General features: G+C 60.3%; 22 protein-coding genes. 13 read left to right on the forward strand and 9 right to left on the reverse strand.

Annotation, left to right across the window (positions count from 1 at the left end; translation table 11 throughout):
• The first annotated feature begins 122 nt into the window (after positions 1 to 122).
• From BUA36_RS13270 to yacG, 4 genes are read left to right on the forward strand one after another with little or no spacing between them, the layout of a single operon-like run.
• Positions 123 to 992: a prepilin peptidase gene (locus tag BUA36_RS13270; protein ID WP_072785198.1), complete on the forward strand. Its 870-nt coding sequence runs from the start codon at positions 123 to 125 to the stop codon at positions 990 to 992.
• Complete coding sequence (coaE, locus tag BUA36_RS13275; protein ID WP_072785199.1) at positions 992 to 1,630, forward strand: dephospho-CoA kinase; 639 nt, start codon at positions 992 to 994, stop codon at positions 1,628 to 1,630. Before BUA36_RS13270 ends, coaE begins: the two co-directional genes overlap by 1 nt.
• 60 nt (positions 1,631 to 1,690) lie before the next feature.
• Positions 1,691 to 2,446, forward strand: coding sequence for a cell division protein ZapD (gene zapD, locus BUA36_RS13280; RefSeq protein ID WP_072785200.1), 756 nt, complete (start codon positions 1,691 to 1,693; stop codon positions 2,444 to 2,446).
• A gap of 9 nt (positions 2,447 to 2,455) precedes the next feature.
• Positions 2,456 to 2,629: a DNA gyrase inhibitor YacG gene (gene yacG / locus BUA36_RS13285; RefSeq protein ID WP_072785201.1), complete on the forward strand. Its 174-nt coding sequence runs from the start codon at positions 2,456 to 2,458 to the stop codon at positions 2,627 to 2,629.
• A gap of 33 nt (positions 2,630 to 2,662) precedes the next feature.
• On the opposite strand, the gene BUA36_RS13290 is transcribed toward yacG, so the two are convergent.
• From BUA36_RS13290 to argJ, 3 genes are read right to left on the reverse strand one after another with little or no spacing between them, the layout of a single operon-like run.
• Positions 2,663 to 3,058: an NUDIX domain-containing protein gene (locus tag BUA36_RS13290; protein ID WP_072785202.1), complete on the reverse strand. Its 396-nt coding sequence runs from the start codon at positions 3,056 to 3,058 to the stop codon at positions 2,663 to 2,665.
• Positions 3,055 to 3,924: an ATP-binding protein gene (locus BUA36_RS13295; protein ID WP_072785203.1), complete on the reverse strand. Its 870-nt coding sequence runs from the start codon at positions 3,922 to 3,924 to the stop codon at positions 3,055 to 3,057. The genes BUA36_RS13290 and BUA36_RS13295 overlap by 4 nt, the downstream gene beginning before the upstream one ends.
• 1 nt (position 3,925) lies before the next feature.
• Positions 3,926 to 5,164, reverse strand: coding sequence for a bifunctional glutamate N-acetyltransferase/amino-acid acetyltransferase ArgJ (gene argJ / locus BUA36_RS13300; RefSeq protein WP_072785205.1), 1,239 nt, complete (start codon positions 5,162 to 5,164; stop codon positions 3,926 to 3,928).
• Positions 5,165 to 5,492: 328 nt separating this feature from the next.
• On the opposite strand from argJ, the gene BUA36_RS13305 reads away from it, so the two are divergent.
• The 3 genes from BUA36_RS13305 to BUA36_RS13315 all read left to right on the forward strand — a co-directional run bounded on the left by BUA36_RS13305 (position 5,493) and on the right by BUA36_RS13315 (position 9,237).
• Complete coding sequence (locus BUA36_RS13305; protein ID WP_072785207.1) at positions 5,493 to 6,722, forward strand: porin; 1,230 nt, start codon at positions 5,493 to 5,495, stop codon at positions 6,720 to 6,722.
• Positions 6,723 to 6,750: 28 nt separating this feature from the next.
• Positions 6,751 to 7,158 carry a type 2 periplasmic-binding domain-containing protein gene (locus BUA36_RS13310; protein WP_139260543.1) on the forward strand — a complete coding sequence of 136 codons (408 nt, stop codon included), beginning with the start codon at positions 6,751 to 6,753 and terminating at the stop codon, positions 7,156 to 7,158.
• 75 nt (positions 7,159 to 7,233) lie between these two features.
• Positions 7,234 to 9,237: a sensor histidine kinase gene (locus BUA36_RS13315; RefSeq protein ID WP_229255698.1), complete on the forward strand. Its 2,004-nt coding sequence runs from the start codon at positions 7,234 to 7,236 to the stop codon at positions 9,235 to 9,237.
• 2 nt (positions 9,238 to 9,239) lie between these two features.
• Here the strand turns inward: BUA36_RS13315 and BUA36_RS13320 are convergent, their stop codons facing one another.
• Positions 9,240 to 10,325 (reverse strand): sensor histidine kinase, encoded by a 1,086-nt coding sequence (locus BUA36_RS13320; protein WP_072785213.1) that lies wholly within the window; start codon positions 10,323 to 10,325, stop codon positions 9,240 to 9,242.
• A gap of 134 nt (positions 10,326 to 10,459) precedes the next feature.
• Here BUA36_RS13320 and BUA36_RS13325 point away from each other — a divergent pair, with 134 nt between their 5' ends.
• On the forward strand, positions 10,460 to 12,550 hold the full coding sequence (locus tag BUA36_RS13325; protein ID WP_229255699.1) for a TonB-dependent receptor plug domain-containing protein: 2,091 nt from the start codon (positions 10,460 to 10,462) through the stop codon (positions 12,548 to 12,550).
• Here the strand turns inward: BUA36_RS13325 and BUA36_RS13330 are convergent.
• The 3 genes from BUA36_RS13330 to BUA36_RS13340 all read right to left on the reverse strand — a co-directional run bounded on the left by BUA36_RS13330 (position 12,547) and on the right by BUA36_RS13340 (position 14,700).
• Positions 12,547 to 13,341 carry a sterol desaturase family protein gene (locus BUA36_RS13330; RefSeq protein WP_072785215.1) on the reverse strand — a complete coding sequence of 265 codons (795 nt, stop codon included), beginning with the start codon at positions 13,339 to 13,341 and terminating at the stop codon, positions 12,547 to 12,549. The two genes, BUA36_RS13325 and BUA36_RS13330, sit on opposite strands and share 4 nt — an antisense overlap.
• 17 nt (positions 13,342 to 13,358) lie before the next feature.
• Positions 13,359 to 14,087 (reverse strand): PEPxxWA-CTERM sorting domain-containing protein, encoded by a 729-nt coding sequence (locus BUA36_RS13335; protein WP_072785217.1) that lies wholly within the window; start codon positions 14,085 to 14,087, stop codon positions 13,359 to 13,361.
• Positions 14,088 to 14,211: 124 nt separating this feature from the next.
• Positions 14,212 to 14,700: an Lrp/AsnC family transcriptional regulator gene (locus BUA36_RS13340; RefSeq protein WP_072785498.1), complete on the reverse strand. Its 489-nt coding sequence runs from the start codon at positions 14,698 to 14,700 to the stop codon at positions 14,212 to 14,214.
• 80 nt (positions 14,701 to 14,780) lie between these two features.
• On the opposite strand from BUA36_RS13340, the gene BUA36_RS13345 reads away from it, so the two are divergent.
• From BUA36_RS13345 to BUA36_RS13360, 4 genes are all read left to right on the forward strand, one after another.
• Entirely contained in the window at positions 14,781 to 15,629 is an 849-nt protein-coding gene (locus BUA36_RS13345; RefSeq protein WP_072785218.1) for an EamA family transporter, read from the forward strand.
• A 121-nt stretch (positions 15,630 to 15,750) separates the two neighbouring features.
• Positions 15,751 to 16,644: a DUF4351 domain-containing protein gene (locus BUA36_RS13350; RefSeq protein WP_084560146.1), complete on the forward strand. Its 894-nt coding sequence runs from the start codon at positions 15,751 to 15,753 to the stop codon at positions 16,642 to 16,644.
• A 103-nt stretch (positions 16,645 to 16,747) separates the two neighbouring features.
• Positions 16,748 to 17,182 (forward strand): energy transducer TonB, encoded by a 435-nt coding sequence (locus tag BUA36_RS30005; RefSeq protein ID WP_084560147.1) that lies wholly within the window; start codon positions 16,748 to 16,750, stop codon positions 17,180 to 17,182.
• A 53-nt stretch (positions 17,183 to 17,235) separates the two neighbouring features.
• Positions 17,236 to 17,724, forward strand: coding sequence for an HAD family hydrolase (locus tag BUA36_RS13360; protein WP_072785221.1), 489 nt, complete (start codon positions 17,236 to 17,238; stop codon positions 17,722 to 17,724).
• Positions 17,725 to 17,864: 140 nt separating this feature from the next.
• Here the strand turns inward: BUA36_RS13360 and secA are convergent, their stop codons facing one another.
• Complete coding sequence (gene secA, locus BUA36_RS13365; protein WP_072785222.1) at positions 17,865 to 20,654, reverse strand: preprotein translocase subunit SecA; 2,790 nt, start codon at positions 20,652 to 20,654, stop codon at positions 17,865 to 17,867.
• Positions 20,655 to 20,878: 224 nt separating this feature from the next.
• On the opposite strand from secA, the gene BUA36_RS13370 reads away from it, so the two are divergent.
• Positions 20,879 to 21,364: a DciA family protein gene (locus BUA36_RS13370; protein WP_229255700.1), complete on the forward strand. Its 486-nt coding sequence runs from the start codon at positions 20,879 to 20,881 to the stop codon at positions 21,362 to 21,364.
• Between the two features lies 1 nt (position 21,365).
• On the opposite strand, the gene lpxC is transcribed toward BUA36_RS13370, so the two are convergent.
• Positions 21,366 to 22,301 (reverse strand): UDP-3-O-acyl-N-acetylglucosamine deacetylase, encoded by a 936-nt coding sequence (lpxC, locus tag BUA36_RS13375; RefSeq protein WP_072785224.1) that lies wholly within the window; start codon positions 22,299 to 22,301, stop codon positions 21,366 to 21,368.
• Positions 22,302 to 22,322: the final 21 nt, after the last annotated feature.

Raw genomic sequence — 22,322 nt, forward strand, 5'->3', positions numbered from 1 at the left:
CCTTGCCACCAATATCCGGTTTTTCCCATCTGGCTGACGGGGGAGTGCATTCTGAAAAAGCCAGCGCGATGTTGCTGTAATGCTTTAATATGGGCCAGTGACTATTTACGCCTATTGACGCCATGCTGCAATCCACCCTGTTGTTCGCCCCTGCGGGCGACCTGGCCATCAGCCTGATCGCCGGCCTGTTCGGTCTGCTGTTCGGCAGCTTCCTGAACGTGGTGATCCACCGGCTGCCGATCATGATGCAGCGCGAATCCGACAACTACGTGGCGGAAGAAAGCGGCAAGCCGCATCCGCACACGGAACGCTACAACCTCATGGTGCCGCGCTCAGCCTGCCCGCATTGCCAGCACCAGATCACCGCCATGGAGAATATTCCCGTGGTCAGCTGGCTGGCATTGCGCGGTAAATGCAGCAACTGCAAGGCGCCCATCTCGGCGCGCTATCCGGCGGTGGAACTGCTGACGGGCGCGCTGTCCGCACTGGTGATATGGCGCTTCGGCAGCGGCTATGCCGGCCTGGCTGCGCTGTTCTTCCTGTATTCGCTGATCGCCATGACGTTCATCGACGCCGACACCCAGCTGCTGCCGGACGACCTGACCTATCCATTGATCTGGGCTGGCCTGCTCATCAACATCAACGGCACCTATGTGCCGCTGCAGGACGCCGTGATTGGCGCGGCGGCCGGCTATCTGGCGCTGTGGTCGGTTTACTGGCTGTTCAAGCTGGCAACCGGCAAGGAAGGCATGGGCTATGGCGACTTCAAACTGCTGGCGGCGCTGGGCGCGTGGATGGGCTGGACCATGCTGCCGGCGATTATCCTGCTGTCTTCGGTGGTGGGCGCGGTGGTCGGCATCTGCCTCATCGTGTTTGCCAAGCGCGGCCGAAACAACCCGATTCCGTTCGGTCCCTATCTGGCGGCGGCCGGCCTCATCGCCATGCTGTACGGCGGCCCGCTGCTGGGCTTGACCATGAGCTTGAGCCATTAATGGAAGCCCTGCCCTTTTCTGTCGGCCTGACTGGCGGCATCGGCTGCGGCAAGAGCACGGTCGCTGACCTGTTTGCCGAACGCGGCGCCACCATCGTCGATACCGACGCCATCGCCCATAGCATGACAGCGCCATACGGCCCGGCCATGCCGGCCATTGTCGCAGCCTTCGGCCCCGAGTTTGCCGACGCCAGCGGCGCCATGGACCGCGCCCGTATGCGTGCGCTGGTGTTCAGCGACGCCGCCGCCAAGGCCCGGCTCGAAGCCATCCTCCATCCACGCATCCGCGACGCCGCACTGGCGGCTGGCGCGGCCGCAACCGGCTGCTATGTGATCTACGCCGTGCCGCTGCTGATCGAATCGGGAACGTGGCGTGCACGCGTAACGCGGCTATTGGCGGTAGACTGTCCCGAGGAAGTGCAAATTGCCCGCGTGATGGCGCGTAACAATCTGCCGGAAGCACAGGTGCGCGCCATCATGGCGACGCAGGTGAGCCGCGCGCAAAGATTGGCCGCAGCGGACGATGTGATTATCAATAATGCAGGAATTGCCGATTTGACGCCCCAAATCGACCGTTTGCACAATTTATATCTGGCATTTTCACAAAGAACGGCAATAATGCCTTCGCAACGTTTGTAATTTTGCTTGGCTTGCTTCAAAATCACGAGAATTCAGGTCCATCTATAGAGGGATGTTATTTTGATCGTCTACGAATATCCTTTCAACGAGCGCATACGCACGTTGTTGCGCCTGGAGGATTTGTACGAGAAATTCAAGTTCTTCGTCCATCAAGAACATCCCATGCAGCACCATGTGGCGCTGGCCACCATCTTCGACATGCTGGAAGTGGCGGGACGCGCCGACCTGAAATCCGACCTGCTGCAAGAACTGGAGCGTCAGCGCCAGACCCTGTTAAGTTACCGCATGAATCCCAATGTCCAGCCGGAAGCGCTGGACGCCATCCTCGCCGAGCTGGACGGCGTGAGCAGCGCGCTGGTCGCGGCCCAGGGCAAGACCGGCCAGAACGTGCGCGACAATGAATGGCTCATGAGCATCCGCGGCCGCACCATCATCCCTGGTGGCGCCTGCGAATTCGACCTGCCGTCCTACTACGCCTGGCAGCAGCGGCCGGCGGAAGCCCGTTTCAACGACATCATCAACTGGTTCACGCCGCTGGCGCCGCTGTTTGACGCGCTGGCCCTGGTGCTGCGTTTGCTGCGCGACTCCGGCAGCCCGGTCAAGATGATTGCCGTGGCCGGCAGCTATCAGCAGATGTTGCAGGGGAAGGTGTACCAGATGCTGCGCCTGACGCTGGATGAATCGCAAGGCGCGATTCCGGAAATTTCCGCCAACAAGTACATGCTGTGGGTGCGTTTTACCTCGCAAGGCGGCGACCTGAAACCCAAGCCATTGGAAGATGATGTACCATTCGAGCTCACGCTTTGTAACTTCTAACGTACGCTCATGACCACTGTAGTTGAATGCCCGACCTGCTCCGCCAAAGTGGAGTGGAAGCCGGAAAACAAATTCCGCCCGTTCTGTTCGGAACGCTGCAAAAAGATCGACCTTGGCGCCTGGGCCGAGGAAAAATACGCCATCCCCGCCGCACCGCCCAAAGACGCGCACGACGAAGAATAAGCAGCCCCGCAAACCAGCCACAAGGTTTGGGGTTCAGCTGTAGCGCACCTGCTCCAGCCACTCCAGCAATGGAATCGTCGCGGGCAGCAGCGGCTCGACGCCTACAGCTCCCTGCCACGCAAACGCTTGCCCTTCCAGGCTCTGGGGTTCGCCCGACCAGTCACGGCTGATATAGAAATGCAGCCGCACATGCGCGTGCGGGTACACGTACTCGACACCGCACCACTCTTCCGCGCTGTGGATCGCCAGGCCCAGTTCTTCCACGAACTCGCGTTTCAGCGCTTCCAGGATCGTCTCGCCCGGATCCACTTTACCGCCCGGGAATTCCCAATACCCGTCGTACGGCTTGCCGGCCGGACGCTGGCCCAGCAGCACATCGCCATTCGGCTTGATTAAAATACCAACTGCAACATCAACGGGCTTGGTCATGCGAGCTTCCCTGCGTAATCTTTAGCGAACTGCCACGCTACCCGGCCCGAGCGCGAGCCGCGCTGCAATGCCCAGCGCAGCGCATCGGCGCGTGCCGCTTCAATCTGCGCTTCCGTGCAGCCCAGCGACGACAGCCAGTGGGCGACGATGGCCAGATAATCGTCCTGCCTGAATGGATAAAAAGTCAGCCACAAGCCAAAACGCTCGGACAGCGAAATCTTCTCTTCCACCGTTTCGCCCGGATGCAGGTCGCCGTTCTCGTCATGCTTGTAGCTCATGTTGTCGGACATACGCTCCGGCAGCAGGTGGCGGCGATTCGAGGTCGCGTAAATCAGCACATTGTCCGACTGCGCCGAAATGCTGCCATCCAGCGCCACCTTGAGCGCCTTGTAGCCGCTCTCGCCCTCTTCGAACGACAGGTCGTCGCAGAAGATGATGAAGCGCTCGGGACGGCCGGCCACCAGATCCACGATATCCGGCAGCTCGGCCAGGTCGGCCTTGTCCACCTCGATCAGACGCAGGCCATCCTTGCCGAACTGGTTCAGGCATGCCTTGATCAGCGACGACTTGCCGGTGCCGCGCGCGCCCGTCAGCAGCACGTTGTTGGCCGGCTTGCCCGCCACGAACTGGCGCGTGTTCTGCTCGATCTGCTCCTTCTGCGGGCCGACATGCTGCAGGTCGTCCAGCGCGATCGAGGATACATGCGCCACCGCCTGCAGATAGCTGGCGCCATTGCTGCGCTGGCGCCAGCGGAAAGCGTAGCCACGCTCCCAGTCGACCTGCGGCGCGGCGGGCGGCAGGATCGCCTCCACGCGCGCCAGCAGCGCCTCCGCACGCACCAGGAATTGTTCGAGGGCGGCCGACATCTTAAGAACGGTAGTCGGCGTTGATCGACACGTAATCGTGCGACAGGTCGCAGGTGTACACGGTGGCCGTGGCCGCGCCGCGCGCCAGCTTGACGCGTACCGTGATTTCGCTTTGCTTCATCACGCGCTGGCCGTCTTCTTCCTTGTAGTCCGGATTGCGGCCGCCGTTCTTGGCCACCCACACGTCATCCAGGTACAGGTTCAGTTTGGAGACGTCGAGATCATCCACGCCGGCGTAGCCGATCGCGGCCAGGATGCGGCCCAGGTTAGGGTCGGAGGCGAAGAAGGCAGTCTTCACCAGCGGCGAGTGGCCGATCGAGTACGCGATCTTGCGGCACTCTTCGACGCTGCCGCCCTCTTCCACCACGATACTCATGAATTTGGTGGCGCCTTCGCCGTCACGGATGATGGCTTGCGCCAGGAACAGCGACAGGTCGGTCACAGCGTCGCGCAGCGCGGCGTATTCCGGCTGGTCGACCGAGCTCACTTCCAGCGAGCCGGCACCCGTGGCAATCAGCATGAAGGAATCGTTGGTCGAAGTATCGCCGTCGATGGTGATGCAGTTGAACGAGTGGTTGGCCGCATGCCTGACCAGTTCATCCAGCACTGGCTGCGCCACTTTGGCGTCCAGCGCCAGGTAGCCCAGCATGGTGGCCATGTTTGGCTTGATCATGCCGGCGCCTTTGGAGATCCCGGTCATGGTCACGCTATGGCCGCCGATGGTCACGGTGCGCGAGCCGGCTTTCGGCTGCGTGTCGGTGGTCATGATGGCTTCAGCGGCGTTGAACCAGTTGTCGGCCTTGAGGCCGGCCACGGCTTGCGGCAGGCCGGCGATCACTTTGGCGGCCGGCAGCGGCTCCAGAATCACGCCGGTCGAAAACGGCAGGATCTGCGACGCTTCGCAGCCCAGTTGCGAGGCCAGCGCGGCGCAGGTTTCATTGGCCAGCGACAGGCCCAGTTCACCGGTACCGGCATTGGCATTGCCGGTATTGACCAGCAGCGCGGTGATCGGCTTGCCGCTGGTTTTGGCGGCGGCCAGGTGGGCCTTGGCGATCTGCACCGGCGCGGCGCAGAAGCGGTTCAGCGTAAACACGCCGGCGACAGTCGCGCCCGGCGCCAGTTTCATGACCAATACGTCCTTGCGGTTCGGCTTCTTGATGCCGGCTTCGGCAAAGCCGATTTCAACGCCCGCGACAGGCTTCAGTTCGGAGGCAATGGGCAGAGGGGAATTGACGGCCATAGTCGTGATCTCGTGGGTAGAAAGAGGGAGCCGCTATTGTAATGCCTGACATGCCGCGTGCGCGGTCTGTAACCAATAGTCAAGACATGGCAAAACCTCAAATTTATTAAAACATCACTGTAGAGATATCGTACAACATACTGTTTTTGCAGCGATTTTTGCACAAAAGCTACAAAATTTAGTACGTTCGTTCGATTTATTCAAATTTCATTTCATGCTCCAAGGAAATTGGTCTAAGGTAACAACCAATGCCCCATCCCCGCATTTTTACTAGATACACTCGACGGCAAAACCGTCAAACCACAATAACCCCCTAGGATTAGAACTCATGAAAAAGCAACTTTTAGTAGCTGCAGTCTCCGCTGCATTCGTCGCTGCCACCGCCGCCATGCCGGCGCAAGCGGGCGCCATGGATGACGGCAACCTGAGCATCAGTGGTTTCGGCACCCTGGGTGTCGCCAAAGGCGATACCGACCAGGCACAATTCGCGCGTTACAACCAGGCCGAAGGCATCGGCAACAAAGCCCGCATCGGTCTGGACACCAACCTGGGCCTGCAAGCCACCTACAAAATCAATGACTGGCTGTCGGGCACCGCACAAGTACTGACCCGCAAGAACACCAGCCCGACCTTCACCACCGACCTGACCTGGGCCTTCCTGAAAGCCCGCATCAACGATGAAGTCTCGGTGCGCGTCGGCCGCGTGGTCGTGCCCACCTTCCTGATTTCGGACTACCAGAACGTTGGCTACGCCAACACCATGATGCGTCCACCGATTGAAATGTACGGCCAGGCTCCGATCGAGAACTCGGATGGCGCCGACATCAACTACCAGCACGCATTCGGCGATGTGAACTTCACCGCCCAGGCTTTCGCAGGCGTTAGCCGCGGCAAGCTGTACGTCCCATCGGGCTCCGGTTCGACCGCGACCTACCGCGCACCGGCCGCTGGCTTGAGCCTGGCAGCCGAATACGGTCCGTTCCTGTTCCGCGTTGCCCACGCCCGTGCTGACATGAACATCAACGACCTGGCGCCGATCAACAGCCTGACCAGCACCCTGAACACCTACGGCTTCAGCCAGCTGGCGTCGGACCTGACCTTCAGCGGCGGCAAGAAGATCGCCTTCACCTCGGTCGGCGGCACCATGGACTGGAACAACATCGTGGCCCAGGCCGAATACGCCCAGCGCCGCGCCAAAGACCCGGTCTACCTGGCCGACAGCAACGCCTGGTACGCCATGGTGGGCTACCGCATCGGCAAAGTGCTGCCTTACTACGCGCACACATCGTCGAAAGGCGCTGGCGCCAGCGTGACCGCACCTGCCAGCCTGGCCAAAGTGCCGCCACTGAACGCCGCCCTTGCCGGCCTGCTGTCGTCGTCCGAACAAAGCTCCGACCTGATCGGCGTGCGTTGGGACTTCGCCAAATCGCTGGCACTGAAAGTACAAATCGACCGCGTCAATCCTAAGGCCAAATCGGGCTGGCTGCAGAACGTGCCAGCTGCTGGCTACAACAAGGACCTGACCGTGGTTGGTGTCGCGCTGGACTTCGTATTCTGATCGGGGAAACTACACAATGAAAAAGATAATGAGCACCCTCCTGCTGTCCTCTTTGGCTGCAGCAGCCGCCTTGGCCTCCGCGCCAGCATCGGCGGAAATCGTCGTCATCGTCAGCAAACAGAATCCTGCGACGCGCATGTTCTCGGAACAGGCATCGCAGTTCTTCCTGGGTAAATCCAACCTGTTCACGCCTGTCGACCAGGCGGACGGTTCGGCCATCCGCAATGAGTTCTACCACAAGGTGGCAGAGAAGGATGCCGCACAGGTAAAGGCGCTGTGGTCCAAACTGGTGTTCACCGGTAAAGCCACGCCGCCGAAAGAATTCCCGAACAGCGCCGAGGTGAAGAAAGCAGTTGCTGCCGATCCGAAGGCAATCGGGTATATTGATAAATCGGCAGTTGACGATACCGTCAAAGTGATTCTGACCCTGCCTTAATCCCAGGTCGCCCTGCCAGCCTGCCGCGCTCACCGTGCGGCAGGCGCGTGAGCTCCTGGCATTGCCCAACAAGGAGTGAACGTTTTGAGTCTCTCGCTACGTGCGAAGTTTCTGATGCTGAGCGCCGTGATCCAGGCGCTGGTGGTTGGCCTGCTGATCTGGAACAGCCTGCGCCTGATGAACCACGCGGTCAATACCAATGCCGAACGCGTCGCCCAGGAATACGCCGTCACCCTCAATCTCTCCCTCAGCCCCTATGCCACGCGCGGGCGCCTGCCCGAGCTGAATAGCTACCTCACCGAAATGCTGTCCGACCCGGACGACAGCTTTCTGCGCTACCTGACCATCCTCGACGAAAACGGACATCCCATCATCGCCGTGGGCAAGCGCGACATGCCGCTGCCCGAGGTGCTGCGGAACGGCGGCGGCACCAGCTTCAAAGGCGTGCGTACCATCATCAGCGACGCCACCATCCACGCGCGTTCGCCGCTGCTGCTCAAGGATAACCGCATCGGCAGCATCAACTTCGGCCTCACCACCAAAGACCTGAAGCAGGCGCGGGATGAAGTGATGATGCAAGGCGTGGCGATTTCGCTGATCGGCTTTGCCGCCGGCATGCTCATGTTCTACATCTTCACGCGCGGCATCGGCCGCCGCCTGGAAGCGCTGACCGGCGACTCGCAGCAGATGGCGCTGGGCGATTACAACAAGGCGCTGGCAGTGCACGGCGATGATGAAATCGCCGTGTTCACGCGCACGCTGAACGCCATGAGCGCGGCGCTGCGCGAGCGTATCGCCGAACTGGAAACATCGCAGCAGCGCCTGTCGGAATCGGAAGCGCGCTTCAAGACCCTGTTCGACATGGCGCCGCTGCCGCTGACCGTATCCGATCGCGAGGGCCGCATCATCACCGCCAACCGCGCGCTGATACAGACCTTTGGCTCGAATGCCCTCAACCTGATCGGCAAGCGCAGCGACGAAGTGCCATTCTGGGCCAGCAGGCTGGAACGGGAACGCATCTGGAAAATGTACCGCGACGATGGCGCCGTACATGGCGCCGTGGCCGGCGTGCTGCTGCCCGACGGCAGCGTGGGCAGCGTCGCCATCTGGTCCTCCTCGCTGACGCTGGACGGCAATGCCTCCATCATCTGGGCCTTGCTGGACCTGACGGAAGAACTCAACGCCAAACGCGAACTGAAAGACCTCAACGTCTCGCTGGAAAGCCGCGTACGCGAACGCTCGGCCGCACTGGAACGCGCCAACGCGGACCTCAGCAAGGCATTGGAGACCCTGCAGCACACGCAGGACGAACTGCTGGCATCGGAGAAGATGGCCTCACTGGGCTCACTGGTGGCCGGCATCGCCCACGAACTCAATACGCCGATCGGCAACAGCCTGCTGGCCTCCACCGCCCTGCGCGACCGCGTGCACGAATTCGAGGCGCACGTTGCCTCTGGCGCGCTGCGGCGCTCCGAACTGAATACGCACCTGCAGGAAGTTGGCACGGCCAGCGAACTGATTTCCGGTTCGCTGCATAAGGCCGCCGAGCTGATATCGTCGTTCAAACAGATTGCCGTCGATCAGACCAACGACCAGCGCCGCGCCTTTGACCTGCTGGCCGCAGTGCAGGACACCGTCGCCACCTACATGCCGCGCCTGCGCCGCCTGCAATGTGAAGTGGTGCTGCAAATTCCGGCGGGGCTGGTATTCGATTCGTATCCGGGCGGGCTGTATCAGATCCTGAACAATCTGATTAACAACGCCTTGAACCACGCTTTTGAACATCGCCACGGCGGCACCCTCACTGTCCGCGGAGAGCGGGTGGACGACGACATCGTGGAGCTGATGTTCAGCGATGACGGCTGCGGCATGCCGGATGACGTCCTGAAGCGGGTATTCGATCCCTTCTTCACCACCAAAATGGGCCAGGGCGGCACGGGCCTGGGCATGAACATCGTCTACAACCTCGTGACTGGCGTACTGGGTGGCCGCATCACCATCGACTCCGCTCCCAACGTCGGCACTGCGGTCCGCATGTTGCTGCCGCTGGTGGCGCCGCAGCGCGAACCTGCGCGCTGAATTTATTCCAGCGGCATGCGGATCTGGAGCACAAAGCGTCCATCCTGCTCACCGCTTTGCAATGCCGCCTCGCCACGATAGGCCAGCTGCAAGCGCGCCCGCGTGTTCGACAAGCCCATGCCCAAGCCAGGATTGGGCGGCGCATCGGCCTTCACCGGATTGCTGATGCAAACCAGCAGCTGCGCATCGTCACACCACAGCCTGATGTGGATGTCGCTATCGCCCTCATGGCACTCCAGGTCATGGCGCACGGCGTTTTCGACCAATGGCTGGAGCAGCAGCGGCGGACAGACGGCGTCCAGTACCGCATCATCGACATCCAGCCGCACCTGCAGCCGCTCCCCGTAGCGCAGCCCCTGCAAGGCCAGATAATCGCGTACGAAATCCAGCTCCTCCCGCACGCTCACGTGGTCGCAACTGCTGGCCGCCAAAGCATAACGCAGCAAATCGCTCAGCCGATGTATGCCGCCCAGCGCCAGCTGCCCATCACCCGTACGCACCATGGCGCTGATGGCGTTCAGCGCATTGAAGATGAAGTGGGGCTCCAGCTGTCCGCGCAAGGCCTGCATGCGCTGCTGTTCCAGCGCCAAGCTCAGTTGCAGATTTTCGGTCTGCGCCTGCTGCCAGGCACGTTCACGCTGCTGGCCCCGACGCCAGAGACAGATGGCTGTCACCGCCGTAAAGGTGCCCGTGGTCCACGCCAACTCCAGAAACACATTGAAGCCACGCGGCGCCACCAGCAATGGTCCGCCTCCCTCACGTACGCCATCCAGCACCGCGATGTACAGCAGTTGCAGCGGCAGGAAAATCAGCAGCACCAGCAAGTAACTGCGCAGGATGTTTTGCATGCTGGCCGCCAGTGCGGGCCAGCGGCGCAGCGCCAGGTACAGGCCAAAGCTAAACAGCGCAATCAGCGCATGATTCGCAACCCACGCCGACATGATGTGGTCATAACTGCGGCCATCACCGGCACGTAGTGCATCGCTATATACGCCGCCTGCACCGCTGGCGCAAATCACGCCCCACACCAGCAGGTTAATCAGCAGCGTATTGCGCACCTCGCGCCATGTAAGTTGATGTCGTTCCATGGCGGCGAGTATAGCAGCGCCCTGCACCGCTTTCGCCACCCTCGTCACGGCGTTAGGCCCACTCGTCACACAGGTATTCGGCGGTGCGCGCAAAGGCTGGATACTCGGCGCCGGAACAACTCACGCACCCCATCATGAAACATCTGCTACTACTTTTTCTGGCTGCCAGCGCCCACGCGCAGGACGACATGCAGCGCGTAGAAATCAGCGGCTCCGCCACGCAAGCGCTGCGCCGCAATGATACCGCCGCCAAAATCGTCATCGGCCGCGCCGATATCGAACAGTACGGCGACTCCACAGTCACCTCCTTGCTCAAGCGCCAGCCGGGCATCACCATCAGCGGCAGCGAGGTCCGCATGCGCGGCCTGGGTGCTGGCTACACGCAATTGCTGATCAATGGCGAACCGGCGCCACAGGGCATGAGCATTGACAGCGTCGCGCCGGAACTGATCGAGCGTATCGAAATTCTGCGTACGGCGTCGGCGGAATACAGTGCGCAGGCGATGGCTGGCAGCATCAACGTCATTCTGCGCCGCAGTACTCGCCCGCAGCGCGACATCAAGCTCGCTTACGAAAACCTGCAAGGCATCGACAGTCCAGCCGCGACATTGCAAGTCGCCGGCCGCGATGACGCCCTTGCCTACGGATTGACGGGCACCATCAGTGATAGCGGCTTCCGCAATACCTCCGGCACCACGGAACAGACGCGCGACCCGGCCGCGCTGCGCGACATCGCCGACCTGAACATCTCGCGGCAAGCCAAGCTGAATCTGGCGCCGCGCCTGAACTGGAGCCTGGACGGCGGCGATACGCTGGCGTGGCAAAATCTGCTGGACGTGGTGCGTACACGTGCTCATGGCGATTCATACGAAACCGACGTTTCAGGTCCGGCGACAGCGTATCCTCTCAATCACTGGCGCTCGGCATCCCGCACCAATTTTCTGCGCAGCGGCCTGACATGGACGCACAATCTCAGCGCGGGCAAGTTGACCGCCAAACTGGGATGGGATTACAACCACCGCAACACCGACTATCTATTCCAAGGCGCAGCGGCCGACGCTACGCCGCGCCTGGCACGCAGCGTCATCTCCAGCGCCAACGACGACAGCGTCACCACCAGCGGCAAGTACCTGAGCCGCATCGGCGCGGTTCACAGCCTGGCGCTGGGCTGGGATGGGGCAGACACCCGCCGCGGCGAAGTGCGCCAGCAGCACGATAGCGCCGCCGATGGCGCCTTCCTCGGCGAGCTGCTGCAAGCCTACCAGGCCCGCGTGCGCCGCATGGCATTGTTCGCCCAGGATGAATGGGATGTCACGCCGGGCCTGCAAGCCTATCTCGGCCTGCGCTGGGAAACGCTGGATACGCGCACCGAAGGCGCAGCCCTGACGCCAGTACGCAACCGCGCCGGTGTGTTCAGCCCCGTCGCGCAGATGATGTGGAAGCTGCCGGACCAGGAGCGCGACCAGATCCGCCTGGCGCTGGCACGCACCTACAAGGCGCCGCCGACACGCGATCTGCTGCCGCGCCGCTACACCGTCAACAACGGCAACAGTCCCGCCACGCCGGACGTACAAGGCAATCCTGATCTACGGCCGGAACTGGCGTGGGGACTGGATGCGGCCTATGAATCCTATTTCGCGCAAAACGGCTCGCTGAGCATCTCCGCTTATGCGCGCAGCATCCGTGACGTCACGGTGCAGCGGCTATTCCAGCAAAACGGCACATGGGTGACGACGCCTGCCAACGACGGCAAAGCCAGCACGATGGGCGTGGAATTCGATATGCGCGCGCGCATGTCCACGCTGCTGCCCGGTGCACCGCCAATAGACTTGCGCGCCAACGCGGCCCGCAACTGGTCGCGGCTTGATGCCGTACCGGGTCCGGGCAATCGCCTGGCGACGCAAACGCCGCTGAGCGCCAACATTGGCATGGACTACCAGACAAGCGCCGCGTGGACACTGGGCCTGAACGCCGGCATCCAGACCGGCGGCACGGTGTGCGTGAGCGACCGCTTGAGCAGCTATACCGGTGTCACGCGCACGCTGGACAGCTACGCGTTGTGGAAAATCGACCGCAAACGGCAGCTGCGCTTCGCGCTGCTCAACATGCTGCACCAGCAGCAGCTGGCGGGGCAAGCTTACGATGACGGCGTGTACGCAATCACGCGCAACAGCACCACGCCAGGCCGCGTGGGCATACGCGCCGTGTACGAGCAGCAGCTCTAACTGGCGGCAGTCTTCTTGGCCGGCAGCAGCGGATCAAGCAGCTGGCCGCTCAAGGTCGGCGCCTGTGGTGTATCGGTGCCATATTCGGCCGGCCAGTGTCGCGGCAGATAGTGCGTGCCGAACAACCGGTCCAGGAACGGCAAGGTGGAGGCGTAGTTGCGGTTGATATGGTCGTTGCGGCTGTGGTGCCAATGGTGGAAGGCCGGCGTGACGACCAGCCACTCCAGCGGCCCCAGACGCCAGCGCAGATTGGCGTGGATGAAGAAGCCCCACAGTGTTCCCAATACCAGCAGCAGCGCAGGTGCACCACTGCCGGCGACATTGGGACTGGCCAGTCCCAGCAAATACAGCGGGACCAGGCCAAACAGGCGGGTCAACACCATGTCCACCGGATGCGTGCGGGTATTCGCCAGAAAGTGCATATGCTCCGTGCTGTGATGCAGCGCGTGGAAGCGCCACAACCACGGCAGCTCATGGCTAAGCCGATGGCCCCAGTAGAAACCGGTTTCGCCGACGACGAAAGCCAGCAGCAGGCGTACTGACAGCGGCAAGGACTGCACTGCCAGGACTAGCGCGTCCGGCACCACATGCCGCGCCGCGACTGCCAGCAATGCCGCCGGTGCGCTCAACAGGACGATGGGCACCAGACTGCTGATGACGTAGTACGCCAGATTCTGCAACTGCTCGCGGCGCGAACGCGGCGCATGCGCCGCGCCGAACCAGCGTTCCAGTGGAACGAACAGGAGCGACAGCAGCACCAGCCACAGAAAAAGGCGCAGTACGATATTCATGGCTGATGCGGGGTGCGTCAGACCTGTTGCGAACGGCGGCGCGCCACGAAGCCCAGCAGACCCAGGCCGCCCAGCAGCATGCCCCAGGTCGTCGGTTCAGGCACGGCGCTGGTCAGCGATACGCTATCGAGCAGCATGAATGGCGGCGCGCCTGGCGAGGCGCCTTTGGCCAGGAACGACAGCACTTCGCTGGCGTTGGTGGCGGTGAAGGTCATACTGGCGGTTTTCCAGCCGCTGAAGCCGCCGTTGGCGATGCTCAGCGCCGTGGAGTTCTGGGTGCTGCCGCCCAGGCCGACCTGCCAGTAGTTATTGCTGTTGGCGCCATTGAAGCCAACTTGCTGGCCCAGCGCGTAATCGAAGGTCAGCGTGTATTTGCCGCCGACCGTCAGGCCGCTGATGGACTGGGACAGCGTGCCAGGGTAGTACAGGGCGTCGGAAGCGAAGATGTTGCCGCCATTGGCCGAGGAGGTATAGCTGTTCTTCAGCCAGATGGCTGAATCCCAGGTATTGGCCAGGCCGCTGCTCAACACGAAGTTGTAGCCGCCGTCGTTGCCATTGCTGCTGGTCCAGCCAGTCAGCGTGGTGCGGTGGGCATCCAGCGTGATCACGGACGACAGCTGCTTGTTGGTGCCGTTGGTGGTCGATTCGAAATTACCGTTGGTCACCAGGTTGGTCGAGGCCTGAGCCATACCTGCGCTCAAGGCGGCAACGGCGGACAAAGACAACAAAATAGATTGAATGCGCATGACGCAATGCTCCAAAAATGACAGATAGGGATTATTCAGCTATCGGCGATTTTTGGGCCGAGGGGCAATTCGACGAGGTGCTTCTCTGTCGAATTAAGGTAGGTAACGCAATTCTAGCAGAAATTCAACTTGTGTTACCAAGAGGCACATGAAAACCGGCCTTCAGGCATCCCAGTGCCACAGACGTGCGGTAGCGACGCACATTGTCATCCTTGCCAAACAGGCGCTCGGTCAGCGCTTCATAGTCCGCCATGGTGGCGGCGGTGACGATCAGCAGGAAGTCGGCTTCACCGGTAATCACGTAGCACTGCTGCACTGCCGGCTCGGCTTTGATGCGTGCGCGCAGCGCGGCTGAACGGTCCGGGTGGTCCTCATGCAGGTGGACTTCCACTGTCAACGTCAGAGGACGGCCCAGCAGGGTCGCGTCCAGCACGGCCACCTCGGCGCGTATGACCCCGCTGTCCCGCAGGCGCTGGATGCGACGCTGCACGGCAGGCGCCGACAAATGCACCCGCTGCGCGATCTCGCGCTGGGAGCTTGTGTTGTCGCGCTGGAGGATGTCCAGTATCGCCAGATCGAAGGCGTCGAGGTCCATCGTGAGCGAAAGTTGCATGAACTGGGTGAAAATTGAGTCCAAATAAGCACGCATACACAATAAACTTTCATCACTTTGTTTTCAACCGGCATTTCATCATGACGACTTCCCGCAGTGCTTTGATCCCCTTTCTTGCCATATTGGGTGCCGTGACTTTTCTTGGCATTGGCACCTCATGGGCCAAGCACGTGCTGTTTCCGCTGGTCGGGGCGCAGGGGACGACAGCGGTGCGGGTCGGCTTCTCCGCCCTGCTGTTGCTGCTGTTTTACCGGCCGTGGCGCCGCCAGCTCAGCTGGGCTGACGCCAGAACGGTGGCCTTGTATGGCCTGGCGCTGGGCGCGATGAATCTGTGCTTCTATATGGCCTTGCGTACGATTCCGTTCGGGATAGCGGTGGCCATCGAGTTTGCCGGGCCGCTGACCGTCGCGCTGTTGTCGTCGCGGCGCGCGATCGACTTCCTGTGGGTAGCGCTGGCCGCCGCTGGACTGGGGCTGCTGTTACCGGTTGTCCCCAGTGCCGAGGCGCTGGACCCGGTCGGGCTTGCCTATGCCATCGCCGCTGCCGTGTGCTGGGGTACCTATATCGTCTTCGGCAAGCGGGCCAGCCATTTGCATAGCGGGCTGTCGGTACCACTGGGCCTGCTGATGGCAGCACTGCTGGTGGTGCCGGTCGGCGTCATCCACGTCGGCAGCGCCTTGCTGTCGCCGACGGTGCTCGCGGTTGGTGTCGGCGTGGCGCTGCTGTCCAGCGCGATTCCGATTTCGCTGGAAATGGTGGCGCTCAAGCGTCTGTCGCGCCAGTCCTTTGGCATCATGATTAGCCTCGAACCTGCGGTAGCCGCCGTCCTTGCGCTGATCCTGCTCGACGAGTATCTGAGTGCACTGCAATGGCTGGCGATCGGCCTGATTATCCTCGCATCCATGGGCAGCACACGCAGCAGCAAATAAGCTTTGCAGCGCATCAATACGGCCAGCCAGCGCCTGGCCGTAGACTCGATAGATACCGAACCCTCCCGCACGCTACGACCTGCCGTGGAAAGCGCCAGTAACGCACGCCTTCAGAGCCTTCATGGTTTTTTTCTTTAGCGATCTCGGCGCCCAGATAGACTGGTCAAAGAAGCCACGCTTCCGCGATAAGGAGTTGATGCGGGTTGGCGTAGGCAACACGCCAGACGGTCTGGTCGCGGACAAACTGATCGAGGTGTGTCTGCATGACGGCCGCCTGCAGTGGGTGCTGATCCACATTGAAGTGCAGGCGCAACGCGATCCCGCGCTGGCGCGGCGCGTACTCGACTACAACTACCGGATTTTCAAGGCGTATGAACGGCCTGTGGCGAGCCTCGTGCTACTGGCCGATGATGAACCCAACTGGCGTCCGCACGCTTTTCACAACCAGTTGCTGGGGACCAGCATGGGCATTTCCTTCGCCACCGCCAAGCTGCTCGATTACGCCGCCCGCAGTGAGGGATTGCTCGCCTCGCACAACCCTTTTGCCTGGGTGACGCTGGCCCACTTGCGCACGCAGCAGGCTCATCATAACCCGGAAGAACTCTACGCCGCCAAATGGCAGTTGACGAAACTCCTCTATCTGCACGGGTGGAGCAAACGGCGCATAATCGTATTATTCAGCGTCATTAACTGGATGATGGCCCTGCCGGAGCCATATCAGGAACGCTACTGGCAGGCGATCGTTGAGCTTGAAAAGGAGCATGAGATGGAACTTTTCAATTCATTGGAACAGTCGTTTATCGACAAAGGGTGGCAAAGAGGGTTGGAAAAAGGCCTGGAGCAAGGCCGCCAGGAAGGCGCCGTGGCGTTACTGGAAAGGCAACTCACCCGGCGCTTCGGTCCGTTACCACAATCCGTGCGCAAAAAGCTCACCAAAGCCAGCATGGCGCAACTGGGCACTTGGTGCGATGCATTACCCGAAGCCGAATCGCTGAAACATCTATTCAGCGCATAAAATGTGCTAATTCAGACTGGATCTGAAACGAACTGTCAGACTGGTGAGAGTTCTGTGAGACCGGTACCGGCCATTAGGCGACACTCGACACCAATTTTTAATAATGAAAAAATCAATACAACGCGGCGGGTGCCGCACATATCGGGTTTTACAAGTATTCTCGCTATTTTTGCTTACAGCTTGTTTTGCCGGTCAATGCGCGGCACAGCAGGATGTAGCATCAATTCGAGAAAATCCTACATTAGCCCCGACACCTTACCAAAAGCTTCGCTCCGCCATGCCTCAAATGCCTTGCACCAGACCAGCTTGGCCGCGAGAAGCGCTCAAGAAAGAGCTTACCGGCACTGTAACGATGAAGTTCCTTATCGACGTTGATGGGCGTGTTCTTGAAAAAGAGGTTGTAAAGTCGAGCGGGCATGAAATTCTGGATTCCGCTGCACTAGAGGCGACTGCGCGTTGCAAACTTACAGTATCGCCACAGAACGGTCAGTTACAGAAAGAATGGGTGGTGAATCAATATGTTTGGACTTTAGACTAGCTGATTACCGTCATCGGCCAGAAGGCGCCATCTGAACTATGTATAGGTAATGGATGACAAGTAATCTCCTGATTTTCGACCTCGACGAAACGCTGGTACATGCGACTACCGAGCAACTTTCCCGGCCTGCGGATTTCGAATATGCGCCGTACTTCGTCTACAAGAGGCCGTTCCTTTTAGAGCTCCTTATCGCCGCAAAGCCTTTATACGATTTCGCTGTGTGGTCATCGTCTTCGCGGGAATATGTCGATGCCGTCGTAGAGGAGATTTTCGCTGGTTTTGATGTGAAGTTTTCTTGGGCGGTGGAGCGGTGTATTCAACGCGTGGATGCACAGTCCAATGGCTACGTATATATCAAAGACCTCCGTCGTGTTCAAAGTCATGGTTACCCAGTTGAACGCATCACCATCCTTGATGACTCACCGGAAAAAATAGCCCGTCAACCTCGTAATCATGTCAAGGTAAAACCCTATTATGGCTTGGAGGGGGACCAAGAACTGCTGGCAATTGCTGAAGAGCTGATGGTTCGCTCAAAAAGATAATGGCGCGCGACCGGCGGCTTCGGGGCGGGTGCTGCCGGTCGTCATTCAGACACCCTGTGTCAGGTCGAGTATGAGCTAATACACATAAAAAAACCCGCAGGCCTTGCGGCGCTGCGGGTCTTCATGAGTGGCTTAAACGGTTAAGCCAGCTTGCCGTGGCAAGCCTTGTACTTTTTACCGCTGCCGCATGGGCATGGATCGTTGCGGCCAACCTTCAGGCCCAGCTCCATCAGCTGCTCGCCGCTCAGGCCTTGCAGCTCTGGCGGCAGGCCGCCGAACTGCGATGGCATTGGCGCCAGCAGGTCTTCCGGTGCAGCGTTCGGGTTGAAGTCCGCGTGCTGGTAGCTCACGTTCTCAACATGCGACTGCTGCATCGCGGCTTCCGCTGCATCGATCTCTTCGCGCGACTGGATACGCACGGTCATAATCAGCTTGACCACTTCGTTCTTGATCATGTCCAGCATCTGGCCGAACAGCTCAAACGCTTCGCGCTTGTATTCCTGCTTAGGATTCTTCTGCGCGTAGCCGCGCAGGTGGATACCCTGACGCAGGTGGTCCAGGGCTGCCAGATGTTCACGCCAGTGCGAATCCACCGACTGCAGCATGACGTTGCGCTCAAAGCCGCCGAACGATTCCTTGCCAACGATATCCACTTTCGACTGGTACAGCGCATCCGCTGCCGCCAGCACGGCGTGCAGGATCTCTTCGTCGTTCAGACTGGAATCTTTTTCCAGCATGGCACGCAGCGGCACGTCGATCTGCCACTCTGATGCCAGTGCAGCTTCCAGACCCTTGATATTCCACTGCTCTTCCACCGACTCTTCCGGCACGTATTCACGTACCAGATCGGTGAAGGCGCCGTGGCGCAGCGACTGGATCAGCTCCGAAATATCGGTCGCTTCCAGCAATTCGTTACGCTGCTGGTAAATCACTTTACGCTGGTCGTTGGCAACGTCATCGTATTCCAGCAGCTGCTTACGAATATCGAAGTTACGTGCTTCCACCTTGCGCTGAGCGGACTCGATGGAGCGCGACACAATACCCGCCTCAATCGGTTCACCTTCCGGCATTTTCAGGCGTTCCATCACCGCGCGCACGCGGTCGCCTGCGAAGATGCGCAGCAGCGGATCGTCCAGCGACAGGAAGAAGCGCGACATGCCCGGGTCACCCTGGCGCGCAGCACGGCCGCGCAGCTGATTGTCGACGCGGCGCGATTCGTGACGCTCGGTGCCGACGATGTGCAAACCGCCAGCCGCCACCACCTGCTCGTGCAGCGCTTGCCAGCCATCGCGCAGCGCCTGCGCTTGCGCCGCCTTGTCGGCATCGCTCAGCTCAGGATTGGCTTCGATGAACTGGATTTGCTTTTCAACGTTACCGCCCAACACGATGTCGGTTCCACGGCCCGCCATATTGGTGGCGATGGTGATGGCTTTCGGCGAACCTGCCTGGGCGATGATCTCTGCTTCGCGGGCGTGCTGTTTCGCGTTCAGCACGTTGTGCGGCAGGCCGGCCTTTGTCAGGATGCCCGACAGCAGTTCCGAGTTTTCAATCGAGGTGGTCCCCACCAGCACTGGCTGACCGCGGTCGTAGCATTCGCGGATTTCCAGCATCATGGCGTTGTACTTCTCTTGTGCCGATTTGTAGACCTGGTCCTGACGGTCCTTGCGCTGCGAAGGACGGTTAGGTGGAATCACCACGGTTTCCAGACCGTAGATTTCCTGGAACTCGTAAGCTTCGGTATCCGCAGTACCGGTCATGCCGGACAGTTTGGAATACATGCGGAAGTAGTTCTGGAAGGTGATCGAGGCCAAGGTCTGGTTCTCGTTCTGGATCTTCACGCCCTCTTTCGCTTCCACCGCCTGGTGCAGGCCATCGGACCAGCGGCGGCCCGTCATCAGACGGCCGGTGAATTCGTCGACGATCACCACTTCATTGTTCTGCACCACGTAGTGCTGATCCTTGAAGTACAGCGCGTGCGCGCGCAGCGCCGCATACAGGTGGTGCACCAGCGTGATGTTGGCCGAGTCGTACAGCGATGCGCCTTCCGGCAGCAGACCCATCTTGGTCAGAATCGCTTCGGCTTTTTCGTGACCAGCTTCGGTCAGCAGCACCTGGTGGGCTTTTTCGTCCTTGGTGTAGTCACCAGGCACTTCGACCTTGCCTTTGCCATCGGCGGTTTCTTCGCCAATTTGCAGCGTCAGCAAGCGCGGCAGTTCGTTGATCTTGTAATACAGGTCCGTGTGATTCTCGGCCTGGCCGGAGATGATCAGCGGGGTACGGGCTTCGTCGATCAGGATCGAGTCCACTTCATCGACGATGCCGAAGTTCAGCACGCGCTGGACGCGGTCCTTGGCGTCGAACACCATGTTGTCGCGCAGGTAGTCGAAGCCGAATTCGTTGTTGGTGCCGTAGGTGATGTCCGAGGCGTAAGCCTGCTGCTTGGCGGCGTGTTCCATCTGCGACAGGTTGATGCCGGTGGTCAGACCCAGCCAGCTGTACAGCTTGGCCATGGTGTCGGCGTCGCGCTGTGCCAGGTAATCATTGACGGTCACGATGTGCACGCCCTTGCCGGACAGTGCATTCAGATAGGCTGGCAGGGTTGCGGTCAGGGTTTTACCCTCGCCCGTGCCCATTTCAGCGATTTTGCCGTAGTGCAGAACCATGCCGCCGATCATCTGCACGTCGAAGTGGCGCATTTTCATGACGCGCTTGGACGCTTCGCGGCACACCGCAAATGCTTCCGGCAGGATCTGGTCCAGCGTTTCGCCATTGGCGATGCGCTCTTTAAAAGCCGGCGTCTTGGCTTGCAGCTCGGCATCCGACAGTTTTTCCATTGCCGGTTCGAGCGCATTGATCTCGCGTACCGTTTTTTGGTATTGCTTGAGCAGGCGCTGGTTGCGGCTGCCGAAAATCTTGGTCAGAAAAGACATGCTTGAATTCTTGAAAAAACGCCGTTAAAAAAAGCCTGTTTAGGGGAAAAACGCCTTACCGCACGGAATTCGACTATGGCAAAAGACGGTGATTTTATCACGCGTCCGGTGCTACATTGGGTTATTGGTCTATATAACAATAGTCCAAGCGTTCACAATGTCACAAAATCAACCGATTTTACCCGGTGGTGACGATTTTGGGGCGCTGTGATATGGTTCGCCGCATGCGTTTCAACTCCTCCAACATCTCGCTCAAGCGCCCGACGGCCGTGGGCGCCACCGATTTCCTGCGCCGCAACGACCGCATGGCGGCCTTGCTGCCGGCGGTTGAACGCATGGCGCGTTTGCAGAGGGACTGTGCCGACACCCTGCCGGCCATGTTCAAGCACTGCGAAATCCTGGCGTTTGAGGATGGCCAATTGCTGTTATCGCTGCCGACCACCGCCTTGGCCGCCAAACTCAAGCAACAATTGCCTAAGTTGCAAGAAACGCTGGGACGGCGCGGCTGGCAGGTGACTGGCGTGCGGCTCAAGGTGCAGATGACCAAGGCGGCCGAAATCAAGGAGAAGATGCGTTCGCTGGAACTGCCGCCGGCTGCCGTGGACGCGTTCGACCGGCTCAGCACCACATTGGAAGCCAGCCCGCAGAATAGCGCGCTGATCGACGCGGTAAAGGCCATGGTGGCCCGCCGCCGCGCCGGACAAGGCTAAGTCAAGTTAGCGCCCACTCGCGCGCCATCTGGCGCACATAGGATTGCGGCGCCACGTCATTGCTCTCAAACGTGACAATTTCATAAGCATCCGGATGCTTGAGCAGCTCCAGCAGCAGCTGGTTGTTCAGCGCGTGACCGGATTTGTGCGCTTCATAGCTGGCCAGCAGCGGATGGCCGACCAGGTACAGATCGCCAATCGCGTCCAGGATCTTGTGGCGCACGAACTCGTCTTCATAGCGCAGGCCGTCCGAATTCAGGATGCGGTACTCGTCCATCACAATCGCGTTTTCCAGCGAACCGCCGCGTGCCAGTCCTATGCCGCGCAGCATTTCCACGTCCTGCATGAAGCCGAAGGTGCGCGCACGCGCCACATCGTGCACATAGGAGACGTCGCCGAAATCCACCCGGGCGCGCTGCTGCGTGCCGTCCACTGCCGGGTGGTTGAACTCAATGAAGAAGTCCAGCTTGAAGCCGTCGTGCGGCAGCAGGCGTGCCCACTTTTCCTTGTCGCCCGTGCCTTCGCGGATTTCGACCGGCTTCAGTACGCGGATGAATTTCTTGGCCGCCGGCTGCTCCAGCACGCCCGCCTGTTGCAATAAAAATACGAAAGACGAGGCCGAACCATCCATGATGGGGATTTCTTCAGCACTGACTTCGATGTATAAATTATCAATACCGAGGCCGGCGCAGGCGGACATCAGGTGCTCAACCGTGGAGACACGCGCGCCATCCTTGACCAGCACCGACGCCATGCGGGTGTCACCCACCGCCATGGCGCTCGAGGGAAACTCGACGATGGGATTCAGGTCAACCCGGCGGAACACGATGCCGGTATCCGGTGCGGCCGGGCGCAGGGTCAGTTCAACCTTGGTGCCGGAGTGCAGGCCGACACCTGTGGTGCGGACCAGTTCTTTGATAGTGCGTTGTTTTAACATCCAGCGATTATAGCGAACTGC

The organism is Duganella sacchari (genome assembly GCF_900143065.1).
GTDB lineage: Bacteria > Pseudomonadota > Gammaproteobacteria > Burkholderiales > Burkholderiaceae_D > Rugamonas > Rugamonas sacchari.

Excerpts from the sequence above, each read along its gene's own strand:
- BUA36_RS13370 (WP_229255700.1), top strand. The coding sequence starts at position 20,879 with ATGCGTTTCAACTCCTCCAACATCTCGCTCAAGCGCCCGACGGCCGTG.
- BUA36_RS13345 (WP_072785218.1), top strand. The coding sequence starts at position 14,781 with ATGACGACTTCCCGCAGTGCTTTGATCCCCTTTCTTGCCATATTGGGT.
- BUA36_RS13350 (WP_084560146.1), top strand. The coding sequence starts at position 15,751 with ATGGTTTTTTTCTTTAGCGATCTCGGCGCCCAGATAGACTGGTCAAAG.
- argJ (WP_072785205.1), bottom strand. The coding sequence starts at position 5,164 with ATGGCCGTCAATTCCCCTCTGCCCATTGCCTCCGAACTGAAGCCTGTC.
- BUA36_RS13310 (WP_139260543.1), top strand. The coding sequence starts at position 6,751 with ATGAGCACCCTCCTGCTGTCCTCTTTGGCTGCAGCAGCCGCCTTGGCC.
- BUA36_RS13360 (WP_072785221.1), top strand. The coding sequence starts at position 17,236 with ATGACAAGTAATCTCCTGATTTTCGACCTCGACGAAACGCTGGTACAT.
- BUA36_RS13335 (WP_072785217.1), bottom strand. The coding sequence starts at position 14,087 with ATGCGCATTCAATCTATTTTGTTGTCTTTGTCCGCCGTTGCCGCCTTG.
- coaE (WP_072785199.1), top strand. The coding sequence starts at position 992 with ATGGAAGCCCTGCCCTTTTCTGTCGGCCTGACTGGCGGCATCGGCTGC.
- BUA36_RS13330 (WP_072785215.1), bottom strand. The coding sequence starts at position 13,341 with ATGAATATCGTACTGCGCCTTTTTCTGTGGCTGGTGCTGCTGTCGCTC.
- BUA36_RS13295 (WP_072785203.1), bottom strand. The coding sequence starts at position 3,924 with ATGTCGGCCGCCCTCGAACAATTCCTGGTGCGTGCGGAGGCGCTGCTG.
- BUA36_RS13270 (WP_072785198.1), top strand. The coding sequence starts at position 123 with ATGCTGCAATCCACCCTGTTGTTCGCCCCTGCGGGCGACCTGGCCATC.
- BUA36_RS13320 (WP_072785213.1), bottom strand. The coding sequence starts at position 10,325 with ATGGAACGACATCAACTTACATGGCGCGAGGTGCGCAATACGCTGCTG.
- BUA36_RS30005 (WP_084560147.1), top strand. The coding sequence starts at position 16,748 with ATGAAAAAATCAATACAACGCGGCGGGTGCCGCACATATCGGGTTTTA.
- BUA36_RS13305 (WP_072785207.1), top strand. The coding sequence starts at position 5,493 with ATGAAAAAGCAACTTTTAGTAGCTGCAGTCTCCGCTGCATTCGTCGCT.
- yacG (WP_072785201.1), top strand. The coding sequence starts at position 2,456 with ATGACCACTGTAGTTGAATGCCCGACCTGCTCCGCCAAAGTGGAGTGG.
- secA (WP_072785222.1), bottom strand. The coding sequence starts at position 20,654 with ATGTCTTTTCTGACCAAGATTTTCGGCAGCCGCAACCAGCGCCTGCTC.
- BUA36_RS13325 (WP_229255699.1), top strand. The coding sequence starts at position 10,460 with ATGAAACATCTGCTACTACTTTTTCTGGCTGCCAGCGCCCACGCGCAG.
- BUA36_RS13340 (WP_072785498.1), bottom strand. The coding sequence starts at position 14,700 with ATGCAACTTTCGCTCACGATGGACCTCGACGCCTTCGATCTGGCGATA.
- lpxC (WP_072785224.1), bottom strand. The coding sequence starts at position 22,301 with ATGTTAAAACAACGCACTATCAAAGAACTGGTCCGCACCACAGGTGTC.
- BUA36_RS13290 (WP_072785202.1), bottom strand. The coding sequence starts at position 3,058 with ATGACCAAGCCCGTTGATGTTGCAGTTGGTATTTTAATCAAGCCGAAT.